Source organism: Bifidobacterium animalis subsp. animalis ATCC 25527 (assembly GCF_000260715.1).
Taxonomy (GTDB): Bacteria; Actinomycetota; Actinomycetes; order Actinomycetales; family Bifidobacteriaceae; genus Bifidobacterium; species Bifidobacterium animalis.
Genome location: NC_017834.1, coordinates 228,547 through 246,469, shown reverse-complemented (window position 1 = coordinate 246,469; position 17,923 = coordinate 228,547). Strand labels below are relative to the sequence as shown.

Sequence of the window (17,923 nt, the reverse complement as noted above, 5' to 3'; positions counted from 1 at the left end):
CCATGCATTCCGGCTCGATTATCGCGAGCCGTTCCGCATTCACGCACACGGGCTCGCCCCGCCCCGCTCGCCCTGGCCAGCTCGATCAGGCGATTGCCGAGGGACTGGCCAGCGACGTCAATCCCGAACGCCTGCGCGAAGTCGCCCACACCACCGCCTGGGCCCTGCTGAGCAAGGTGCACAAGACCGACGACCCCGCCATTGTGGAGCGCGTGCTCACGCTGGTGGACCGCGAAGGGGTCGACGTGATCGCCGAACTGTGGAGCAAAGCGGAGCCGGACTCGCTGCCCGGCGTGCTGTGGCGGCTGTATCTGCTGCGGTCATGGATGCGCAAGCAGCGCGACACCATCGCCCGGCTATGGCGCCTGGGCGAGCCAATCGCCACCTCCGCCTCCGCGATCGCCGGCGTGGATTCCGCCCCCACCGAAGATGACATCGCGCGCACTGCCGACTCGATTCTCACCGGCGCGTTCCGCGGCGATTTCGCGGTCGCGTTGACGCGCGCATCGGTGTTCGTTGGCATCGTCGCACTCGGATTGCGCGTCGAGGCGCGCAATCTCACGCAGCGGGCGAATCTGAATCCGATCGATTTCACCGCCGAGCAGAGCAAGCGGTGGCGCACGCAGGCCGCGCAACTGCTGCACACCGCGGCGAATCTGAACATCACGAGCAAGGATTTCAAGCACGGCGCGGCCCTGTGGCGCCAAGGCAAGCTCGAGTAACCGGCCGGTTTTGCGGGGCGCGCACTTCCCGCGTGACAAACCAGTGCGAATCTGCGCGCATTCGTCGCATTGACAGGCCCGCAATATGACGAACATATGCGCTCATGCACGCGTTTGTCATGTTTGCAGACCGTTCCCGCGACAATGCCGTACACGCATGCACTGCTTTGTCACATCTGCGCATCGCTCCCGCGACGACTCCGTACACCCACGCACTGCTTTGTCGCGTTTGCATGTTCCCAACATGATAAACAGGCACCCTCACACACGGGTTTGTCATATCTGCAGATTGCCAGCGCGACAAACCCGTGTACTCTCGCGCATATTTGTCATATGAGATCGCAGATTCATCGTTCAGAGCACTGCAGGCCGACACACCTTGGCGAAAGGTGTATGCTTGGGTATTGCGCCGGGCCGTACATAGCCCCGGGCTCCGTTTTTTGCCGCCGCGAGCGGCCTTTGCGCCGACAGGCGCTTTTGCGGTCCGGCGTTTTCCTAATATTTCTGCCGTCTGTTCACCGCGAGCTCATCGACAACGGCAGCGTGCGCAATCTGAACGCATAATTCGGCACTGAATTTCGTGTTTTGTCACCCGCGAACACAAACAAGGCTTACTCTAGTAACTATGGAATTGCATGTACTCAATCACCCGCTCATCGAGCACAAGCTCACGGTGCTCCGCGACAAGAACACCCCCTCCTCCACGTTCCGCGAACTCGTCTCCGAGCTCGTCTCGCTGGAGGCCTACGAAGCGACCCGCAATCTCGAGGTCGTAGACAAGCCGATCGAGACCCCGGTCGCGCCCATGGTCGGCAAGCAGATTGCCAAGCCGCGCCCAATCATCGTGCCGGTGCTGCGCGCCGGTCTGGGCATGCTCGACGGCATGACGCGCATGATGCCGAGCGCCGAGGTCGGCTTCCTGGGAATGAAGCGCGACGAGGAGCACCCGACCCAGCAGATCACGTACGCGAACCGCCTGCCTGACGATCTCTCCGGCCGCCAGTGCTTCCTCATCGACCCGATGCTCGCGACCGGCGGCACGCTCGTCACCGCGACACACTATCTGATGGACAAGGGTGCCAAGGATGTCACGGCGATCTGCATCATCGCCGCTCCGGAGGGCATCAAGTTCGTCGAGGAGAACATTCGCGAAGGTATTAACTTCCGCGTGGTCGTGTGCGGCGTCGACGAAGGCCTCAATGACAAGAGCTACATCGTCCCCGGCCTGGGCGACGCCGGCGATCGCCTCTACGGCGTCATCGACTGACCTACCGGCAAACTGTACCCCCGAACAGATCTACTCATGTTCGGGGGTACAGTCTTTTGTTGAGGGGTACGGGTCAGAAAACGCTCAGATTCACTGCTTCGGTACGAATGCCTCGAAAATGAAGCGGTCGAAGTACGGCTGCGCGCCCGCGAGCTCGTCGGAGGTGCGCACGGTCCACGCCACGGCCATCGCGCCCATTCTGCGCACGAAGCGCAGCATGGCGCCGTCGCCGTTCTTGAAATCGTATGCCACGAAGTCCGGGCGCGAGATCTCGTTGAACATGAGCTTGCCGCCCATCCACAGCATCGGGTTCGCAGTGAACGCCGTGTCTTCGGCGAGCTGGCCGCGGCATACATCGGGGTGCTCGCGCTTGTACCAGTTCATTGCGGCCGGGTTGAACGACTCCACCACATACAGTCCCTGGTAGGCGTCGAGCAGATCGGCCGCGGTCTGCATGAGCTCCTCGTCGCGGTCGTCCCACGTACGGTAGTTCTCGAATTTGAATTCGACGATGATCGGCACGCGGCCGTCCACCACACGCAGCACATCCTCGAGCAGCGGCACATGCTGGTAATACCCGGCCTGTGCCTGCGATGGCGTGGTCACAAGCGGCGGATTCTCGGTGGCGCCGGGCAGCAACGGGGAGACCTCGGCACCGGGAGCCGCCGTGGGGAACAGCGGGATGCGCACGAGCTCGTCGTAGGTGAGATCGCGAATATTGCGCGGATCTCCCGCCACACGCAGCAGATCGGGGTCATGGGCCACGACCACCTTGTTGTCGAGCGTCAGCTGCACGTCGAGTTCGATGCCGTACCCCGCCTCGGCCGCCGCCGCGAATGCGGCCAGTGAGTTCTCAGGTGCCAGCGGGCCGGGCTCGTCGATGGAGCCGTACCCGGCGCGCAATGCCATGCGGCGCGCGAGTGCGATGTACTCGCCGCTTTCGCCGGCATGCTGTTGCGAGAGACCGGAGCCGGCGTCGTGCAGACCGCGGTGCGCATACAGCACATCCGGCAGCGTGGGCACGTAGTTCTTCCGCTTGTTGTTGAAAGTGCGCGGGGCCACCGCCCACACGCCCAATCCCGCGGCCACTGCGCCGCCAATCAGCGCTTTCTTCAATGCATTGGCCATATTTGCCCTCCCTAAACTCGAAAGCACGTCACTATGCACGAGACTACCCGAATCCGCGCACGCGCGCAGCCTACGCGCTCAGCTATGCGGCGCGCGCCACCGTCTGTGCTGCTACTTGCGCGTCTTGTGTTTCGCCGCGTGCCGTTTGATCAGAATGTCGATCACGATCCAGACCGACAGCACGAACGCCGCCACGTACCCGAGGAACCCGACCACCGGTATGCCGAAGATGATCGGCTTCATGCCGGCGTAATACACGATCGAGGAGCCGATGAACAGACCGACCACAATGAGTGCCATCGTCAGCCGGTTCACCATGTCGCTCATCTGGCTGAGCGGCTCCTCGGATCCCACGAGCTCGAGATTCATCTTGAGTTCGCCGCGCGTGAGCATGTGCAGGGCGGTCTGCGCGTCCACGATGCCCTTGAGCCCGCTGTGCAGCGCCTGCTCGCTCTCTATGCCGAGTCTCTTCACCTCGGATTTCACCATCTCCACCGGCGTTTTCGACGATTCGATGTGCTGGGAGATGATCTCAATCATGTTGACGTTCGGAATGAACTCGTCGAGCAGACCCTCCAACGTCACGAGCGCGCGGCCCACCGTGGTCACCGAGCTGGGGATCTCTATGCCGTGCCGGCGTGCCATCTGCGTGAGCGAGGTGATGAACGCCGCCAGATCGAGGTCGGCGAGGTCCACGGTGCCGAACTCCTCCACAATGCCGTCGAGATCGCCGAGCAGCGACGGGTAGTCCGCCCGCTCCACATCGGTGCCGGCGAAGCGGAGCAGCGCGTCGGCGAGGTCCGCCGAGTTCTGCTTGGCCACGGCGAACAGCATCTGTTTGAGGGCCATGCGGGTGCGCGCGTCGAGTCTGCCAGTCATGCCGAGGTCGAGCAGAATGATCTTGCCGTCGCGAATCTCGATGTTGCCGGGGTGGGGGTCGGCGTGGAAGAAGCCGGCGTCAAGAATCTGCGCGGCGTAGTTGTCGACGAGCTTGGTGCCGATCTCGTTGAGCGAGTAGCCGTCGTCGATCAGTTCGCGCGTATGCGAGATCGGTATGCCGTCGATGTATTGCATGACGAGCACGTGCTCAGTGCACAGGTCGGTGAACGGCGTCGGGCAGTCCATGTACGCATAGTGCGAGCAAAACCGTTTGAATTCGGCCAGATTACGCGCCTCGTTCAGGAAGTTCGTCTCCTCGTCGAAGGTCTCCCACAGCTCCTCCACCACGCCGCGGAAATCGACCACCTGCGAGTTGTGCATGATCTTCGTGGCGCCCTTGGCGAGCGAGCGCATGATCGAGACATCCTGCGCCATTGTTTCGCGCACGCCCGGCCGCTGCACCTTCACGGCCACGTCCTCGCCGGTCTTCAGCGTCGCACGGTGCACCTGCGCGAGCGATGCGGAGCCGAGCGGCGTGGTGTCGATGTGCTCGAAGATCTCGTCGATGGGCCGCTGGTATTCGTTCTCCAGTGTTTCGAGCACGATCGCGTACGGCATCGGGTCGGCGTCCGCACGCAGTTTGGAAAGCTCGGCGCAGAACGACTCGGGCAGAATCTCCGACCGCATCGACAGAATCTGACCGACCTTCACGAAGGTGGGCCCGAGCGCTTCGAACATAAGGCGCATCTTGACCGGCGTGAGTCCGCGCAGCGCGTCGTATTCGAGCGCGATCTTGCCAATCTGCTTGAGGCGTTTCGCCTTGCTCATGCGCGTCAGGTGGTATTCGCTCGAGAAATTGCGCTTGTGCGCGCCGAACAGACCGATCGTCTCCTCGACCTGCGGCTGCTGCCTGCGCGCGATGCTCACCGGGATGTCGTGGGTGTGCGCGTCCGCCGGGCGTTCGGACTGCGCAGATTGCGGCGCTGGCGTTTCCGGCTGTGCCGCGGTTTCACTCGTCTCGCCGCCGGACTGCTCGGCTTCCTCGCGCTGCAGATTGTGTTCGATGATGGCGCCTTGTTCGTCCACCTCATCGCCAAGATGCAGGATCTTCTCGGATTCGGCGGTCTCCACCGTCGCCCGCAATGCGTCGTCGGTCGGATTGTCGAAGGCCGGGCCGTCGCTGTGGGCCTCCTGGTTCTCCAAACGGTTGCTCAGGTCGATGAGCTCGGAGGTCTCGTGCTTCTCCTCGTGTTCGAGATGGCGTGCCTCGCGGGCGTCCTTGCGCTGCTGCCGGCGCTGCCCGGCCTCCTCGCGTCGCACGTCACGCCTGAGCTCATGCGCCTCGGTTTCTCGCTTGGACTTGTCGCTGTTCTTGTCGCTCATATAAGAATCCTACCCAGTCGGGAGGCCGGCGTCGCCGGCGCATACGGGTGAACATACACGCGTGCGCCGCCTGAATCCAGACGGCGCACGCGTAGGGGAATCACAGGATCACTGCTCGTCGGACTTCTTCTCGGTGGCCTTCTTGATCGTCTGCTCGGCCTGGTCGCTCAGACCGGCGGCCGCATCGCGAACGGTGTTGGAGGCGTCTGCGAGCTTCTCCTTGAGCGAGTCGGACTTCTCGCCGGCCTTGTGGGCGAGTTCGGAGTTGAGCTTCTTGCCCTGCTCCACGGTGAGCTCACCACGCTTGACGAGGTCGTTCACGAGCTCCTGACCCTTCTCGGCAGTAGCTGCAATGGCGCCCACGCCGGCAAGGAACACCCTGCGCAGGCCCTCGCCGAAGTTCGGCATTGCGGAGTTGGTCTTGTTCTCGGTTTCGTTCTTGGTTTCGTCAGTCATAGTGCCCTCCTGGGTGTGTGTTGAAGCTGGTACGCTCAACTCTACACGCCCGCAAACGCAGACGGTCACGCCGTGGGTTTTTTACCCGAGAGCACAGATTCCCACACTCACCGGGGTCGTGTGGCCGCCGTCTCGCGGGCGTGTGCCGCATATTCGTCGATGCGCGCGAGCTCGGCGCGCTGGGCGTCCGTCTGCTCGGGGTCGAATGCGCCGTAGCGGCGTTCGGCCGCCGTGCGGATCATGAAATCGGTGATCTTCGGGTTCTTCGGCAGCAACGAGCCGTGCATGTAGGTGCCGATCACATTGTGCACACGCGCGCCCTCGGTGTGGTCCTCGCCGTTGTTGCCCGCGCCGTCGCCGTCCACCGTGCCGAGCGGCTGCACGCCCTCGCGCAGGAAGGTCTGCCCGGAGTGGTTCTCATAGCCGATCACATCGCCGAACTGTGCGCTGTGCTCGACGAGATTGCCTATCATGCGCACGTCACGGCCCACCGTGTAGGCGCGAATAATCGAGATGCCCTCGAGCTTCGTGCCGTCGATCGTTTCGAAATACTCGCCGAACAACTGGTAGAGCCCGCAGATCATGAGCATCGGCACGCCGCTCTGAGCGAGGTCGCGCAGCTGGTCGGCACGGCGGAAGAGGTCTTCGATGATCTTCTTCTGACCGGTGTCCTGGCCGCCGCCGCCCAGAATGATGTCGGCATGTTCGGGCCACGGGTCATTCTGGTTCACGGCATGCACATACGGCTCGTACCCGTACAGTGCGAGCCTGCGCTCCACGGCGAGCACATTGCCGCTGTCGCCGTATATGTTCATATCTTTCGGGTAGAGCGACACCACGTCGATTGCCTTGCTCATTCCGGCTCCTCCCCTGCTCCTGTCGTATTGCCCGATCGGAAAACTGCTGTGTTGCATCGCCGATTACTTGCCCACGCCGGCGTCGGCCACATCGGCCACGGCGGCGAGCTCGGCGCGAATGGCGAGCATGGCCGTGTACGTGCAGTAGATGTGTTTCGGCGTGCCCGGATTCGCGTCGACGAACTCGCGCACGGCGGCGTGCAGATCGGGTTCGACCTTCGCCACCGGCACCTGGTCGTATTCCAAACGCAATGCCATGTCCCACGCGCGCACGCCGGACACCATCGCGACGCCTGTGGGCCGCAGACTCGTGAAATCGACGTCCCACAGCCAGCTCATGTCACGGCCGTCGGCGTACTGGTCGTTGATCGCGATCATCGTGTCGGCGCCTTCAGGCGGGAACGAGGCGAGCGCCAGGCGGAAGCCCATCGGGTTCTTGACGAGCAGCAGCTCCACCGGTGAACCGTTCACGTCGATCACCTCACCGCGGCCGAATGCCGGCGTCACGTCGGCGAGCGCGGCGAACAGCGCGTCGGTGTCGGCGTCGGCGAATGTGTGAGCGCGCGCGGTGAATGCGCGGGCGGAATCTGCTCGATCCAATTGGGCGGCCGCATATCCCACCGCGTTCGGCCTGCGCAGGTCGGCCTGCACGGCGCGCACCACGGCGAGCGCGGCAGCCGCATTGAACAGATTGTAGACGCCTTCCAGCTTGACGTCTGACTCGTATTCACGCCCGTCGACGATCATCTGCGCATGGTGGTCGCCCACCTTGGTGAGCATGACGTCGGCGTGCAGCTCGTGCGCGCTGCCGACATCATGCGCGACGTCGACGATCTGCGCATCCGCGGCTTCGGGAGCCTGCGCCGAATCTGCGGGCTGCACCTGGAACGTGGTGGTCATATCGTCGTCGGCGGGGAAATAGTGGTGCAGGCCTTCGGCCAAGCCGAAGTAGCGGGTACGTACGCCGTCCTTCACCACGTCGCGCAGGCGTGCGATGCGCGGGTCCTCCCGGTTGAGCACCACGGTGCCGCGGGTCGCCGCGGCGACATGGCCGAGAAGCCGAGCGGTGTTGTCGATCTCGCCGAAACGGTCGAGCTGGTCGCGCATCACATTGAGCAGCAGCGCATAGCGTGGCTGCACCTGCTCCACGAAGTGCACGGCGTAGGCCTCGTCGAGTTCGAGCACGGCGATGTCGGCGTCCAAGCGGCCGTTCAACGGCACTTCGGTGAGGATCGACGAGACGACGCCACGCGTGAAGTTGGAGCCGGTCGGGTTCGTGAACACCTTGAGACCCAGCGATTCGAGCATCGTGGCGACCATGCGGGTGGTGGTGGTCTTGCCGTTCGTACCGGAGACGAGCACCACCCCGAGCGGCAATGTGCTCAGCGTGCGGCTCAGGAACGTGGGGTCGAACCGTTCCACCACCTTGCCGGGGAACGCGCTGCCGCCGTGATGGAGCAGGCGCGAGGCCCAGCGCACGGATTTGCCCACGAACGGGGTCGCAAAGCCATACCAGGGTGCGTGCGCGCGCACCGGGTTCGCATTGGAGGTGCCGGAATCTGCCATATGCCTGCCTCTTATCAATCGTGTCGTCAATCGTGTTCGCTGTTGTTATGCCAATTCATACTCGCATGCCGCGCCCACCCGTGAGATGCCTTCGCGTCACACCTCGCGGTTCATGTCGCTGAAGCGTGAGTACTGGCCTTGGAACACCAGGCCGAAGGTGCGCGTCGGGCCGTTGCGGTGCTTGGCCATGATGATGTCGGCCTCGCCCGGGCGGTCCTCCTCGTCGTAGAAGTCCGGGCGGTGCACGAGGAACACCACGTCGGCGTCCTGCTCGATGGAACCGGATTCGCGCAGGTCGGAAAGCTGCGGTTTCTTGTCGTTGCGCATTTCCGGGCCACGGTTGAGCTGGCTCAACGCCACCACCGGCACCTCGAGCTCCTTGGCGAGCAGCTTGAGTGCTCGCGAGAACTCGGAGACCTCCTGCTGTCGGCTCTCCACCGCCTTGCCCGAGGTCATGAGCTGCAGGTAGTCGATCACGACGAGCTTCAGGTCGTTCGTCTGCTTGAGCCGGCGGCATTTCGCACGGATCTCCATGAGGCTCATGTTCGGCGAATCGTCTATGAACAGCGGGGCGTCCTGAAGCCTCGCATAGAAGTTGTTGAGCGTATTCCAGCGGTTCGGGTCAATGTCGTCGGCATTGCGCAAGGCGGCCAGCGGCACGCCCGTCTCCGCCGAGATGATGCGCTGCGCAAGTTCGACCTTGCTCATTTCCAAGCTGAACAGGATGGTCGTGTCGTGGTGGTGAATGGCGGCGGAACGCGCGAAATCCACACCGAGCGTGGACTTGCCCATGGCCGGGCGACCGGCGACCACCACCATCTGGCCCGGTTGCAGGCCCTTGGTCACCTCGTCGATCTCCTGGAAGCCGGTGGGCACGCCCGCCTGGAGCTCGCCCTTCTGAATGCTGTCGATCTGGTCGAGCGCATCGTGCACGGCGGCCTGCACGGGGGCGTAGTCCTGGCGCACGCGGCCGGTGCTCATCTCATACACCTCGGCCTGCGCCATGTTGATCACATCCTGCGCCTGCGAGCCTTCGGCGTCATAGCCGAGCTGCGCGATCTTCGTACCCGAGGCGATCACGCGGCGCAACAGCGCGCGCTGGTGCACAATCTCCGCATAATACGAGGCGTTCGCAGCCGTGGGCACGGAGGCGATGAGCGAATGCAGGTAGTCGATGCCACCGACCTTGTCGAGGTCTCCGGAGTCGCTCAGCCTGTTGGCCACGGTGACGGCGTCTGCGGGCTCGGATGCGGAGAACTTGCCAATGATCGCCTCGTAGATCGTCTGGTGTTTCGGCTCATAGAAGTCATCCACCGAAATGATCTGCGAAACCTCGCCAATGGCGTCCTTGCTCATGAGCATGCCGCCGAGCGTCGCCATCTCGGCGTTGTCGTCGTGCGGGGGGACGCGGTCGAAGAGACCAGCAGCATTGGCGCTGGTGTCGGTGCGAGTGTTGTTGTGGAATCCGTCAGCCATAGCTCTCGATTATATGGGGTCAGTGCGTCGCAGCCAAGGGGCTCGGAGGAACGGTGCCTGTGGATAACTGTGGGAGAATCCTCGAGTTATCCACATGATGGGGATAACCCTGTGGATAACCTATGCAGTTATCCACAAACCGCATTCCCGTTGTGGATAATCACAGTGGCGAAACACTCACATGGTGTTTCGCGCCAGCGTGGCCATCTGCGTCACCAGACGCGCGCGCCATTTGCTCCACCCCACCGTGTTCGAGATCGTCTCGCCGGCGGTGGCGCCCAACGACGACATGTCGGCCTTCGTCAGCGCGAACAGCATGTCGAGCAGCTGGGGGTCGCCGCCCACACGCGACGCCAGTTCGGCGCCCACCTCCGGGTCGTTTGGGTTGCGCGAGCTGGCGAAATCCGAGAGTGTCAGGTGTTCGCGCACGAGCAGGCGCACCCAATCCACCATCTGATTGTCGAATCCCATGCGCCGCACGATCACCGCAGCGTGGCGCGCGCCCTCCGCCGCATGATCGGCCACGCCCGGCCGCTTGCCTATGTCGTGCAGAATCCCCGCGAGCAGCAGCGCCGTGTAGTGGGCGTCATCGAAGGCGCCACAGCTGACTGGCCGCTCACGCCCCAGTTGCGCGGTCACCGCGAGCATATGCCGGTCGATCGTGTAGCGATGCGCCGCGGAGGCGCTCGGCCGGTTGCGAATCGCGTCCCATTCGGGCATCAGTCTGCCCGGAATGCCCACGAAATCGAGCTCCTCCCACACCTGTGGCAACCGCTCGCCGCTCGCCAGTAATTCCACGAACAGCCGGCGCATCTCGTCGCTCCACACGTTGTCGTGAATCGGCGCACGTTTGAGATTCACCAACGTGGACGTATTGATCGGCAGACCCTCACGCCCGGCGACCGCGGCCACGCGCAGCGGCAGCGCGGGGTCGGCGAGCGGGTCCGCCTGTGGGGCGAGCACGATCTCCTGCTCGTGTTTGGCGACGCCCGGCGCGAGCGTCTCGAATTTCGGCGCCTCACGTTTGCCGCCGGCGCGCGGTGAGAGAATCTGGAAGAACGAGAACCGCGGCTTGTCATGCACGAGCGTGCGCTGCGCGCGCGAGGCGGTCGAATCGAGCGCGAACGCGATCGTGCGGCTCAGGCTCGCGAGCAGCGTCTGCAGGTCGTCAATCGACTTCGCCCCGCGCTCCCCCTCCGGCAGCGTGGGATCGGCGAGACCGAGCATCGCGGCGACCTCGGCCTGGTATTGCGTGAGCAATCTGTTCGTGTCTTTGCGCGTAATCAAATGGATTGCATCGCGCACGTCGAGCAGACGTTCCACCGCGTCGTCATAGCGGCCGTGCGGGCGGTCGGCGAGCCAGGAGGCGGCGAGCGCGGAGAGGAGCACCGTGTCGCGCAGACCGCCGCGCGATTCCTTGATGTCGGGCTGGTTCACATACGACATTCTGTCGAAGCGTTCGTTGCGCACGTTTGCAGATTCCAGCAGTTCGGGCAACCGCTTGCGTGCCGCCTTGCGCCACCGTTCGAGGATCGCCGTGGCCGTGGTCTCGATCAGGTGCCGGTCGCCGGCGATCGGGTTCACGTTGAGCCAGCCCATCGCAGCGGGCAGATCGTGGTCGGTCACCGATTCGCATTGGCTCACCGTGCGCACCGAATGGTCGAGGTCGAGCCCGCTGTCCCAGATCGGGTACCACAGCTTGTTTGCGAATTCGTTGAGCTGCGCGGTGGAGAGCGCCACATGGTCGGCGGTGATCAGTACGAGGTCGAGGTCGGAGGCGGGGCCGATCTGCCCGCGTGCGAGCGAGCCCACCGCAGCCAGGCCGATGCCGGAGTCTGGAATCTGGAACGGCACGGAGTGCACGGCTTCGTTCCACAATGACTCAAGCTCGCGCATCGCCAGATTCGTGCGGGCCATGCGCTTGGCGCTGCCATTGCGGTAGACTCCATCGTCGTCCGGCTCGCTCAGCTCGAGGAACTGCTGTTTCAATGTGCTCATCGCCATGTTCTCATCTCTCCTCATTTCGTTGCGCTTGCCGTGCCCTTTGCATGCACACCCCTTTTTACGTAAAAAGTAAAGATACCTTGCGTAAAAAGAGACAGATAGCGCTCCAAAAATGTCCCAAATTACGCAAAGGGAAAAGGTAATGATCTGCGTACAAGCCCCTGCGTAAAAAGGGACAGATTGCAGTCTGAAACTGTCCCCAATTACGCAGGAGGAGGGGAAGCCACATAATTTACGCAGGGAGGACACGCGCGAATATGACAATCCCCGCCGTACACGGGCCGTGCGTGGCGGGGATGTCACTTAGGGTTATCTGGAGAAATCCGTAAAGGCGTCAGATCGCGGCGGAACCGGTCTCGCCGGTGCGCACGCGCACCACCATGTCGAGCGGGGCGACCCAGACCTTGCCGTCGCCGATCGTGCCGGAGCCGGCGGACTTGACGATCACATCGACCAACGTCTCGGCATCGGCATCGTCGGAGAGCACTTCCACGCGCACCTTCGGAATGAGGTCCACGGTGTACTCGGCGCCGCGGTAGATCTCGGTGTGTCCACGCTGGCGGCCGTAGCCGTTCGCCTCGGAGACGGTGAGACCGTGCACGCCGGCGGAGGCGAGCGCCTCCTTCACATCGTCGAGCTTATGTGGCTGAATGATTGCGGTAATGAGCTTCATCTCACTTCATCTCCCTAATAACAGAGCTGGCGGTACCAGCGAAATCGTAGGCACGTTCGCCCTGATCGGCCAAGTCGATGCCGGCCACTTCCTGGGCCTGCGTGACGCGCCAGCCAATGGTCTTCTCGAGTGCGAAGGCGATGATCGTGGTGATCACCGCGGAGAACGCGATGGCGATGATGGCGATGATCAACTGCACACCGAGCTGGTTCCACTTGCCGCTGTAGAAGAGGCCAGTGCCTTCCATGAAGAAGCCGAGGAGCACGGTGCCGACGAGACCGCCGACGCCATGGACGCCAACCACGTCGAGCGAATCGTCGTAGCCAAGCTTGAACTTGAGCGAGCAGGCCAAGCAGGTGACCACACCGGCGATGGCGCCGAGTACGATGGCCCAGATCGGCGAGACCACGTCAGCGGCTGGCGTGATGGCGACGAGACCGGCGACGATGCCCGAAGCGGCACCCATTGCGGTGTAGTGGCCGGTGCGAATCTTCTCGGTGAAGCCCCAGGTGAGCATTGCGGCGGCCGCGGCGAGCGAGGTGGAGACCCAGGCGTAGCCGGCGACACCGTTGGCGGCGAATGCGGAGCCGGCGTTGAAACCGAACCAGCCGAACCACAGCAGGAAGGCGCCGAGCATGACGAACGGCACGTTGTGCGGGCGCATCGGCTCAACACCGAAGCCCTTGCGCTTGCCAATGATGAGCACGATGATGAGGGCTGCGACTGCGGCGTTGATGTGCACGACGGTGCCGCCTGCGAAGTCGTGGGCCTGGGCGCCGAGCGCCTGGGAGATCGGGCCGTCAGCCGAAAGCAGACCGCCATTCCACACCATGTGGGCCATCGGAGCGTAGTCGAAGGTGATCCACAGCGCCACGAAGATCATCCACGTGCTGTACTTGACGCGTTCGGCGATGGCACCGCAGATGAGCGCGACGGTGATCATGGCGAACGCAGCCTGGAAGGCGACGTCAACGCTGGCCGGGTAGGCATTGCTGTTGAGGCTGGCGGAGGTGAACACGCCATCCTGTGCAACCATGGTGTCACGAAGCAGGAAGCCGGTGGCCGGGTCGCCGAACACACCGCCGATCGAATTGCCGGCGTAGGCGATGGACCAGCCCCACAGGCCCCAGATGATCATGGTGACCGACAGTGCCGCCGCCTCCATGATGAGCATGTTGAGCACGGCCTTGGCACGGACCATGCCACCATAGAACAGCGCCACACCAGGCGTCATAAGAAACACCAGGCAGGCGCTCGTCAATATCCACGCGGCGTTGCCGGAATCAAGCTGACTCATGCGAACACCCCTCTCTTTTCTATACTTTCCATCCGCCTCTACAACGGATAACTCTCTTTCGCGGCTCCGCTTGGCGAGGGGCCTACGAAACCCACATGTGCTATGGAACCCCCGCCGAGTTTTGAAAACGTTACGACGCGTTACGAGAGTGTAACCATATGCGCTGCATATGCCCTTTGCGGTTGCATTGCATAACGAAAACCGCCGCCGGTATTGCCAGAATGCCAGCGGCGGTTGAACGAAAGGCGCGCAAACGCAGATCACTCGCCCAGAATGCCGTCCACGAACGACTCAGGGTCGAAGGGCGCCAGATCGTCGGGCCCCTCGCCCACGCCGACAAGCTTGACCGGCACGCCGAGCTCCTTCTGCACCGAGATGACAATGCCGCCCTTCGCCGAACCGTCGAGCTTCGTGAGCACGACGCCGGTGATGCCGATCGCCTCGGCGAACACCTTCGCCTGCGCCATGCCGTTCTGCCCGGTGGTCGCGTCGAGCACGAGCAGCACCTCGTCCACCGGCAGGTTCTTCTCGGTCACGCGGCGGATCTTGCCCAGCTCGTCCATCAGGTTGGCCTTGTTCTGCAAACGGCCTGCGGTGTCGATGATGAGCACGTCGGTGCCAAGTTCCTTCGCCTTCGCGCTCGCCTCGAAGGCCACTGACGCCGGGTCGGCGCCCTCGCGATCGGAACGCACGACCGGCACGTCCACCTTCGCACCCCACGTCTCGAGCTGGTCGGCGGCGGCGGCGCGGAACGTGTCGGCGGCGCCGAGCAGCACGGTCTTGTCTTCGGAGACGAACAGACGCGCGAGTTTGCCCGCTGTGGTCGTCTTGCCGGTGCCGTTGACGCCCACCATGATGATGACGCTCGGCTTCTTCGCATCCGGCTTCTCGGCCTCCAGCGTGCGGTCCATGTCGGGCCCCACCAGCGCGAGCAGCTCGGAGCGCAGTGCGTCGCGCAGCTGTTGCGGATCGCTCTCACCGGTCACGCGCGCGTCGGTGCGCAGCTTGTCCACGAGCTCCTCGCTTGCCTCGGCGCCCACGTCGGCGAGCAACAACGTGTCTTCGACGTCCTCCCAGTCCGCCTCCGACAGCTGGTCTTTCGCGAGAATGTTGAACAGGGCCTTGCCGAACGGGTTGCTCGACTTGCTCAGCCGTTCGCGCAGCCGCTGCAGTCGGCTCTTCTTGCCGGCCGGCTTCTCGATCTGCTCGGCCGGGGGCGTCGGCACCTCCTCGACCACGGCCAGGTCTTCGACCACAGATTCCGCCTGTGCAGACTCCTCGCCCGGCACCTCCTCCGCCGCGGCGAGCTTCGGCGGCGTCTGGGACAGCCGCTCACGCTCCTGCGCCTCGAGTTCGGCGTGCGAGATCGCCGGCTCCTCGGCCTCGATCTTCTCTTCGTTGGTCGGCTCCGCCGGTTTTCCGCCGGAAGATTGCCCGCCCCCGCTTTCGGCGGGCTTCTTCGCCCGTTCATGTGCCTCGCGCTCCTCCTGCTCGGCCTGCGCGCGTTCTGCGGCCAGGCGCGCGTCGGCGGCCGCCTTCGCGTGCTCGGTCGATTTGTTGATCGCATTCCGGCGCGAGCGGCCGATGAGCCAGCTGCCGATGATCAGCACGGCGGCGATGACCGCGAAGATCACAATGGCGTAAATCGTGTTTGTATCCATAACCCCAGCGTAAAAAGCGCAACGGACAGTGCCGTGGATCCGCACGAATCTGAAATCTGTTGGAAAACCAAGCGTGTCGCATATGCATATGCTTAGGATTTCCAGCGCGCGTGAAAAGATGGGCACATGGCCAGTGCTTCGAGAATGTCTTCATACCAACGTCGTGAACAGCTGCTGCATATAGGGCGTTCGCTGTTCGCCGCCAAGGGGTTCGAAGCGGTGAGCGTGGAGGAGATCGCGGCAACCGCGAAAGTGAGCAAGCCGATTGTCTACGAGCATTTCGGCGGCAAGGAGGGCCTGTACGCGGTGGTGGTCGACCGCGAGATGCGCGCGCTCAACGACACATTGGTGGCCGCGCTGTCGGCACAGGACGTGCATCCGCGGCAGATCGTGGAACGCACGGCGCTCGCATTGCTCACCTATATAGAGGAGAACGCCGAGGGATTCCAGGTGCTTGTGCGCGATTCGCCAAGCACCGACCCGTCGAGCTCGTTCTCGTCGCTGCTGGGCGATGTATCGATGCGCGTCGGCGAGATCCTGAGCGAATGGTTCAAGAAGCAGAAGCTCCCCACGAAAGGCGTGCCGTATTACGCACAGATGCTCGTGGGCATGACGGTGTTCACCGGGCAGTATTGGGCCGACCAACGCAAGGTGAGCAAGGAGCAGCTCGCCGCGCTCATTGTGAACCTCGCATGGAACGGCCTGTCACGCATGAAGGCGAAGCCGGAACTGCGCTTCGAGGGCGAGAAGGCGAAAAAGGCGGCGCAACAGGCGGCGGAGAATGACGGCACGGAGGAAACGCGCACCGAATCCCCTTCTGCGTAAAAAGAGACAGAACACACCGTGCAAATGTCCCAAATTACGCAGAGGACTGCACTAAGAGGCCTGCACTAAGAGGACTGCACTCATGCAGAGGAATTGCGTAGCGGGCCGAGCCCATTACGCAACGGCCTGCGGCCTGCACTCAGCTCATCCAGTGGTCACTCATCTTGAACGCGTTGTGCATGAGATTGCTCGTCGTGTAGAGCACCTGATTGAGCAGCGTCTGCGTGCGCGTCTGCAGCCAATCTGCCATCGCCTCGTTTGCAGTCTGCAACTCCAGACGCACCGCCTTGAGCCCCTCGCGCGCGGAGTCGCTCGCCAACGCGTCGGCATCGGCGCGGATCGAGGCGTCGGTGTCCGCGACAAGCCGGTGGCCATGCGCCTGCACATCTTCGATGTACTGTTCGATCTCGCCGTCCGTGTCATAGTAATGCGCGTCGGCCATCACCGCGAGTATGCGGTTCGTCCAGTACAGCGAGTTCGTCGACGCATTTTCGCCGTCGGTGTCGCGTAGATAGGCCGGCGTATCGGTCACATTCGCGTAGAACGGCGCGGGAGTGGTGAACGCGCTGGAACCGTATGAGATCCACATGATCGAACGGTAGGCGGCGGCCGCATACGGGCGAATCTGCATGCAGACCATCTGCCCGGTGCGGTTCACGCCGATCGGGCGGTAGCGGTGCCGGGATTCCGCCGTGCCGGTCGTGCCGTACGGGTCGAACGGCGTGCCTTGGAAATGCGAGCCCATCAGGAACGCGACGTCCTCTATGGTCACTTTGCTCTCCGGCTCGCGCGCCCACGGCATGTCCTGCGAATCCGGGCGGTACTGCGCGGCCGACGAATCCCAGTCGTCGCTCGGGTTGAGATACCGCTGCATGTACCAGGCGCGTGGGGTGTTATAGATCGCGTCCTTCGGCGTCGCCGTGCCGAACACCGTGCGCGGATTGACATGCTGCGCGGTGTGGTCTGCGAACTCGGGGTCGGGCATGGCGCGGTCGAGATGGTTCGCCTCGATGAAATCGGCCAGATCGGCGCTGCACATATTGTTGCGGCATTCGCTCATCGCGTCGTCGATGTCGAGCAAATCTATACCGAGCTGGTTCGGAATGGCGGCGTAGCAGTCGTCCGGCACACGGCGCGCAATCCAGTGATGGCCGCCGATCGTCTCCACATACCAGATCTCATCCACATCGCTGGCGATGATCCCGTTCGACTCATAGGTGCCGTAGGTCGCGAGCAGCTCGCCGATGCGCGCGACTGCCTCACGCGCCGTCCTCACATACGGCAGCACGAGCGTGATGATGTCCTCCTCGCCGAAACCGCCGGGCACCTCCTCGCGATAGTCAGCGTCACCGGGTTCGCCGTGCGCCGGCACGAGCTTGACGAGCGGATCGGCGGCGAGCACGCGCGAATTCACGGCGATGGTCTCGGTTGCGCTCATCGCCACATTGTATTCGTTGACGCCCGCTTCGGCGAGCACGCCGCGATTCGGGCGCACGTTCGGCACAATGCTGTACAGGCACGGGTCGTCGGGCAGATCGATCTCCATGTGGCTGATCACACTGCGGTAGTGCCGCGGCTGGTCTTCGGGACGCACCGCCACGAATTTCTTCGGGTCGTAGGTGCCGCTGCCCGAGTCATCGTTGCGCGCGATGATCGTGGAGCCGTCGTAACTCGCTGATTTTCCTACCAATAGCGTTGTGCAAGACATAGTTACAGACTACTCAGCGCA

Annotated in this window: 14 protein-coding genes; 3 read left to right on the top strand and 11 right to left on the bottom strand. The window is 63.3% G+C overall.

Annotated features, from left to right (window positions below; genetic code table 11):
* Nucleotides 1–2: 2 nt before the first annotated feature.
* Together BANAN_RS01040 and upp are read left to right on the top strand one after the other, a co-directional pair.
* Nucleotides 3–722 carry a hypothetical protein gene (locus tag BANAN_RS01040; protein WP_014697139.1) on the top strand — a complete coding sequence of 240 codons (720 nt, stop codon included), beginning with the start codon at nt 3–5 and terminating at the stop codon, nt 720–722.
* Between the two features lie 625 nt (nt 723–1,347).
* Nucleotides 1,348–1,989, top strand: coding sequence for a uracil phosphoribosyltransferase (gene upp / locus BANAN_RS01035; RefSeq protein ID WP_014697138.1), 642 nt, complete (start codon nt 1,348–1,350; stop codon nt 1,987–1,989).
* Nucleotides 1,990–2,079: 90 nt separating this feature from the next.
* Here the strand turns inward: upp and BANAN_RS01030 are convergent, their stop codons facing one another.
* The 10 genes from BANAN_RS01030 to ftsY form a co-directional block, all read right to left on the bottom strand.
* The gene (locus BANAN_RS01030; RefSeq protein ID WP_014697137.1) at nt 2,080–3,117 is read right to left on the bottom strand and encodes a glycerophosphodiester phosphodiesterase family protein; all 1,038 of its coding nucleotides are present in this window, start codon (nt 3,115–3,117) and stop codon (nt 2,080–2,082) included.
* Between the two features lie 111 nt (nt 3,118–3,228).
* The gene (locus BANAN_RS01025) at nt 3,229–5,379 is read right to left on the bottom strand and encodes an ABC1 kinase family protein (protein WP_014697136.1); all 2,151 of its coding nucleotides are present in this window, start codon (nt 5,377–5,379) and stop codon (nt 3,229–3,231) included.
* A 108-nt stretch (nt 5,380–5,487) separates the two neighbouring features.
* Nucleotides 5,488–5,835, bottom strand: a complete 348-nt coding sequence (locus tag BANAN_RS01020) for a phasin family protein (RefSeq protein WP_014697135.1) — start codon at nt 5,833–5,835, stop codon at nt 5,488–5,490.
* Nucleotides 5,836–5,942: 107 nt separating this feature from the next.
* Nucleotides 5,943–6,692 carry a type 1 glutamine amidotransferase gene (locus tag BANAN_RS01015; RefSeq protein ID WP_014697134.1) on the bottom strand — a complete coding sequence of 250 codons (750 nt, stop codon included), beginning with the start codon at nt 6,690–6,692 and terminating at the stop codon, nt 5,943–5,945.
* 63 nt (nt 6,693–6,755) lie between these two features.
* Nucleotides 6,756–8,258, bottom strand: a complete 1,503-nt coding sequence (locus tag BANAN_RS01010; RefSeq protein ID WP_014697133.1) for a Mur ligase family protein — start codon at nt 8,256–8,258, stop codon at nt 6,756–6,758.
* A 96-nt stretch (nt 8,259–8,354) separates the two neighbouring features.
* Nucleotides 8,355–9,734 carry a replicative DNA helicase gene (dnaB, locus tag BANAN_RS01005; protein WP_014697132.1) on the bottom strand — a complete coding sequence of 460 codons (1,380 nt, stop codon included), beginning with the start codon at nt 9,732–9,734 and terminating at the stop codon, nt 8,355–8,357.
* Between the two features lie 177 nt (nt 9,735–9,911).
* Nucleotides 9,912–11,738 (bottom strand): [protein-PII] uridylyltransferase family protein, encoded by a 1,827-nt coding sequence (locus BANAN_RS01000; protein ID WP_014697131.1) that lies wholly within the window; start codon nt 11,736–11,738, stop codon nt 9,912–9,914.
* A 334-nt stretch (nt 11,739–12,072) separates the two neighbouring features.
* On the bottom strand, nt 12,073–12,411 hold the full coding sequence (locus tag BANAN_RS00995) for a P-II family nitrogen regulator (protein ID WP_004218496.1): 339 nt from the start codon (nt 12,409–12,411) through the stop codon (nt 12,073–12,075).
* A gap of 1 nt (nt 12,412) precedes the next feature.
* The gene (locus tag BANAN_RS00990; protein ID WP_014697130.1) at nt 12,413–13,708 is read right to left on the bottom strand and encodes an ammonium transporter; all 1,296 of its coding nucleotides are present in this window, start codon (nt 13,706–13,708) and stop codon (nt 12,413–12,415) included.
* Between the two features lie 260 nt (nt 13,709–13,968).
* Nucleotides 13,969–15,369, bottom strand: a complete 1,401-nt coding sequence (gene ftsY / locus BANAN_RS00985; protein ID WP_014697129.1) for a signal recognition particle-docking protein FtsY — start codon at nt 15,367–15,369, stop codon at nt 13,969–13,971.
* 126 nt (nt 15,370–15,495) lie between these two features.
* Here ftsY and BANAN_RS00980 point away from each other — a divergent pair, with 126 nt between their 5' ends.
* Nucleotides 15,496–16,194: a TetR/AcrR family transcriptional regulator gene (locus BANAN_RS00980; RefSeq protein WP_014697128.1), complete on the top strand. Its 699-nt coding sequence runs from the start codon at nt 15,496–15,498 to the stop codon at nt 16,192–16,194.
* A gap of 139 nt (nt 16,195–16,333) precedes the next feature.
* Here BANAN_RS00980 and BANAN_RS00975 read toward each other — a convergent pair whose 3' ends face one another.
* Nucleotides 16,334–17,902, bottom strand: a complete 1,569-nt coding sequence (locus tag BANAN_RS00975; protein WP_041776936.1) for a C69 family dipeptidase — start codon at nt 17,900–17,902, stop codon at nt 16,334–16,336.
* Nucleotides 17,903–17,923 lie beyond the last annotated feature (21 nt).

Coding starts and splice junctions, on each gene's coding strand:
- BANAN_RS00990 (WP_014697130.1), bottom strand. CDS start 13,708: ATGAGTCAGCTTGATTCCGGCAACGCCGCGTGGATATTGACGAGCGCC.
- BANAN_RS00995 (WP_004218496.1), bottom strand. CDS start 12,411: ATGAAGCTCATTACCGCAATCATTCAGCCACATAAGCTCGACGATGTG.
- BANAN_RS01015 (WP_014697134.1), bottom strand. CDS start 6,692: ATGAGCAAGGCAATCGACGTGGTGTCGCTCTACCCGAAAGATATGAAC.
- BANAN_RS01040 (WP_014697139.1), top strand. CDS start 3: ATGCATTCCGGCTCGATTATCGCGAGCCGTTCCGCATTCACGCACACG.
- dnaB (WP_014697132.1), bottom strand. CDS start 9,734: ATGGCTGACGGATTCCACAACAACACTCGCACCGACACCAGCGCCAAT.
- ftsY (WP_014697129.1), bottom strand. CDS start 15,369: ATGGATACAAACACGATTTACGCCATTGTGATCTTCGCGGTCATCGCC.
- BANAN_RS01010 (WP_014697133.1), bottom strand. CDS start 8,258: ATGGCAGATTCCGGCACCTCCAATGCGAACCCGGTGCGCGCGCACGCA.
- BANAN_RS00980 (WP_014697128.1), top strand. CDS start 15,496: ATGGCCAGTGCTTCGAGAATGTCTTCATACCAACGTCGTGAACAGCTG.
- BANAN_RS01030 (WP_014697137.1), bottom strand. CDS start 3,117: ATGGCCAATGCATTGAAGAAAGCGCTGATTGGCGGCGCAGTGGCCGCG.
- upp (WP_014697138.1), top strand. CDS start 1,348: ATGGAATTGCATGTACTCAATCACCCGCTCATCGAGCACAAGCTCACG.
- BANAN_RS01000 (WP_014697131.1), bottom strand. CDS start 11,738: ATGGCGATGAGCACATTGAAACAGCAGTTCCTCGAGCTGAGCGAGCCG.
- BANAN_RS01025 (WP_014697136.1), bottom strand. CDS start 5,379: ATGAGCGACAAGAACAGCGACAAGTCCAAGCGAGAAACCGAGGCGCAT.
- BANAN_RS01020 (WP_014697135.1), bottom strand. CDS start 5,835: ATGACTGACGAAACCAAGAACGAAACCGAGAACAAGACCAACTCCGCA.
- BANAN_RS00975 (WP_041776936.1), bottom strand. CDS start 17,902: ATGTCTTGCACAACGCTATTGGTAGGAAAATCAGCGAGTTACGACGGC.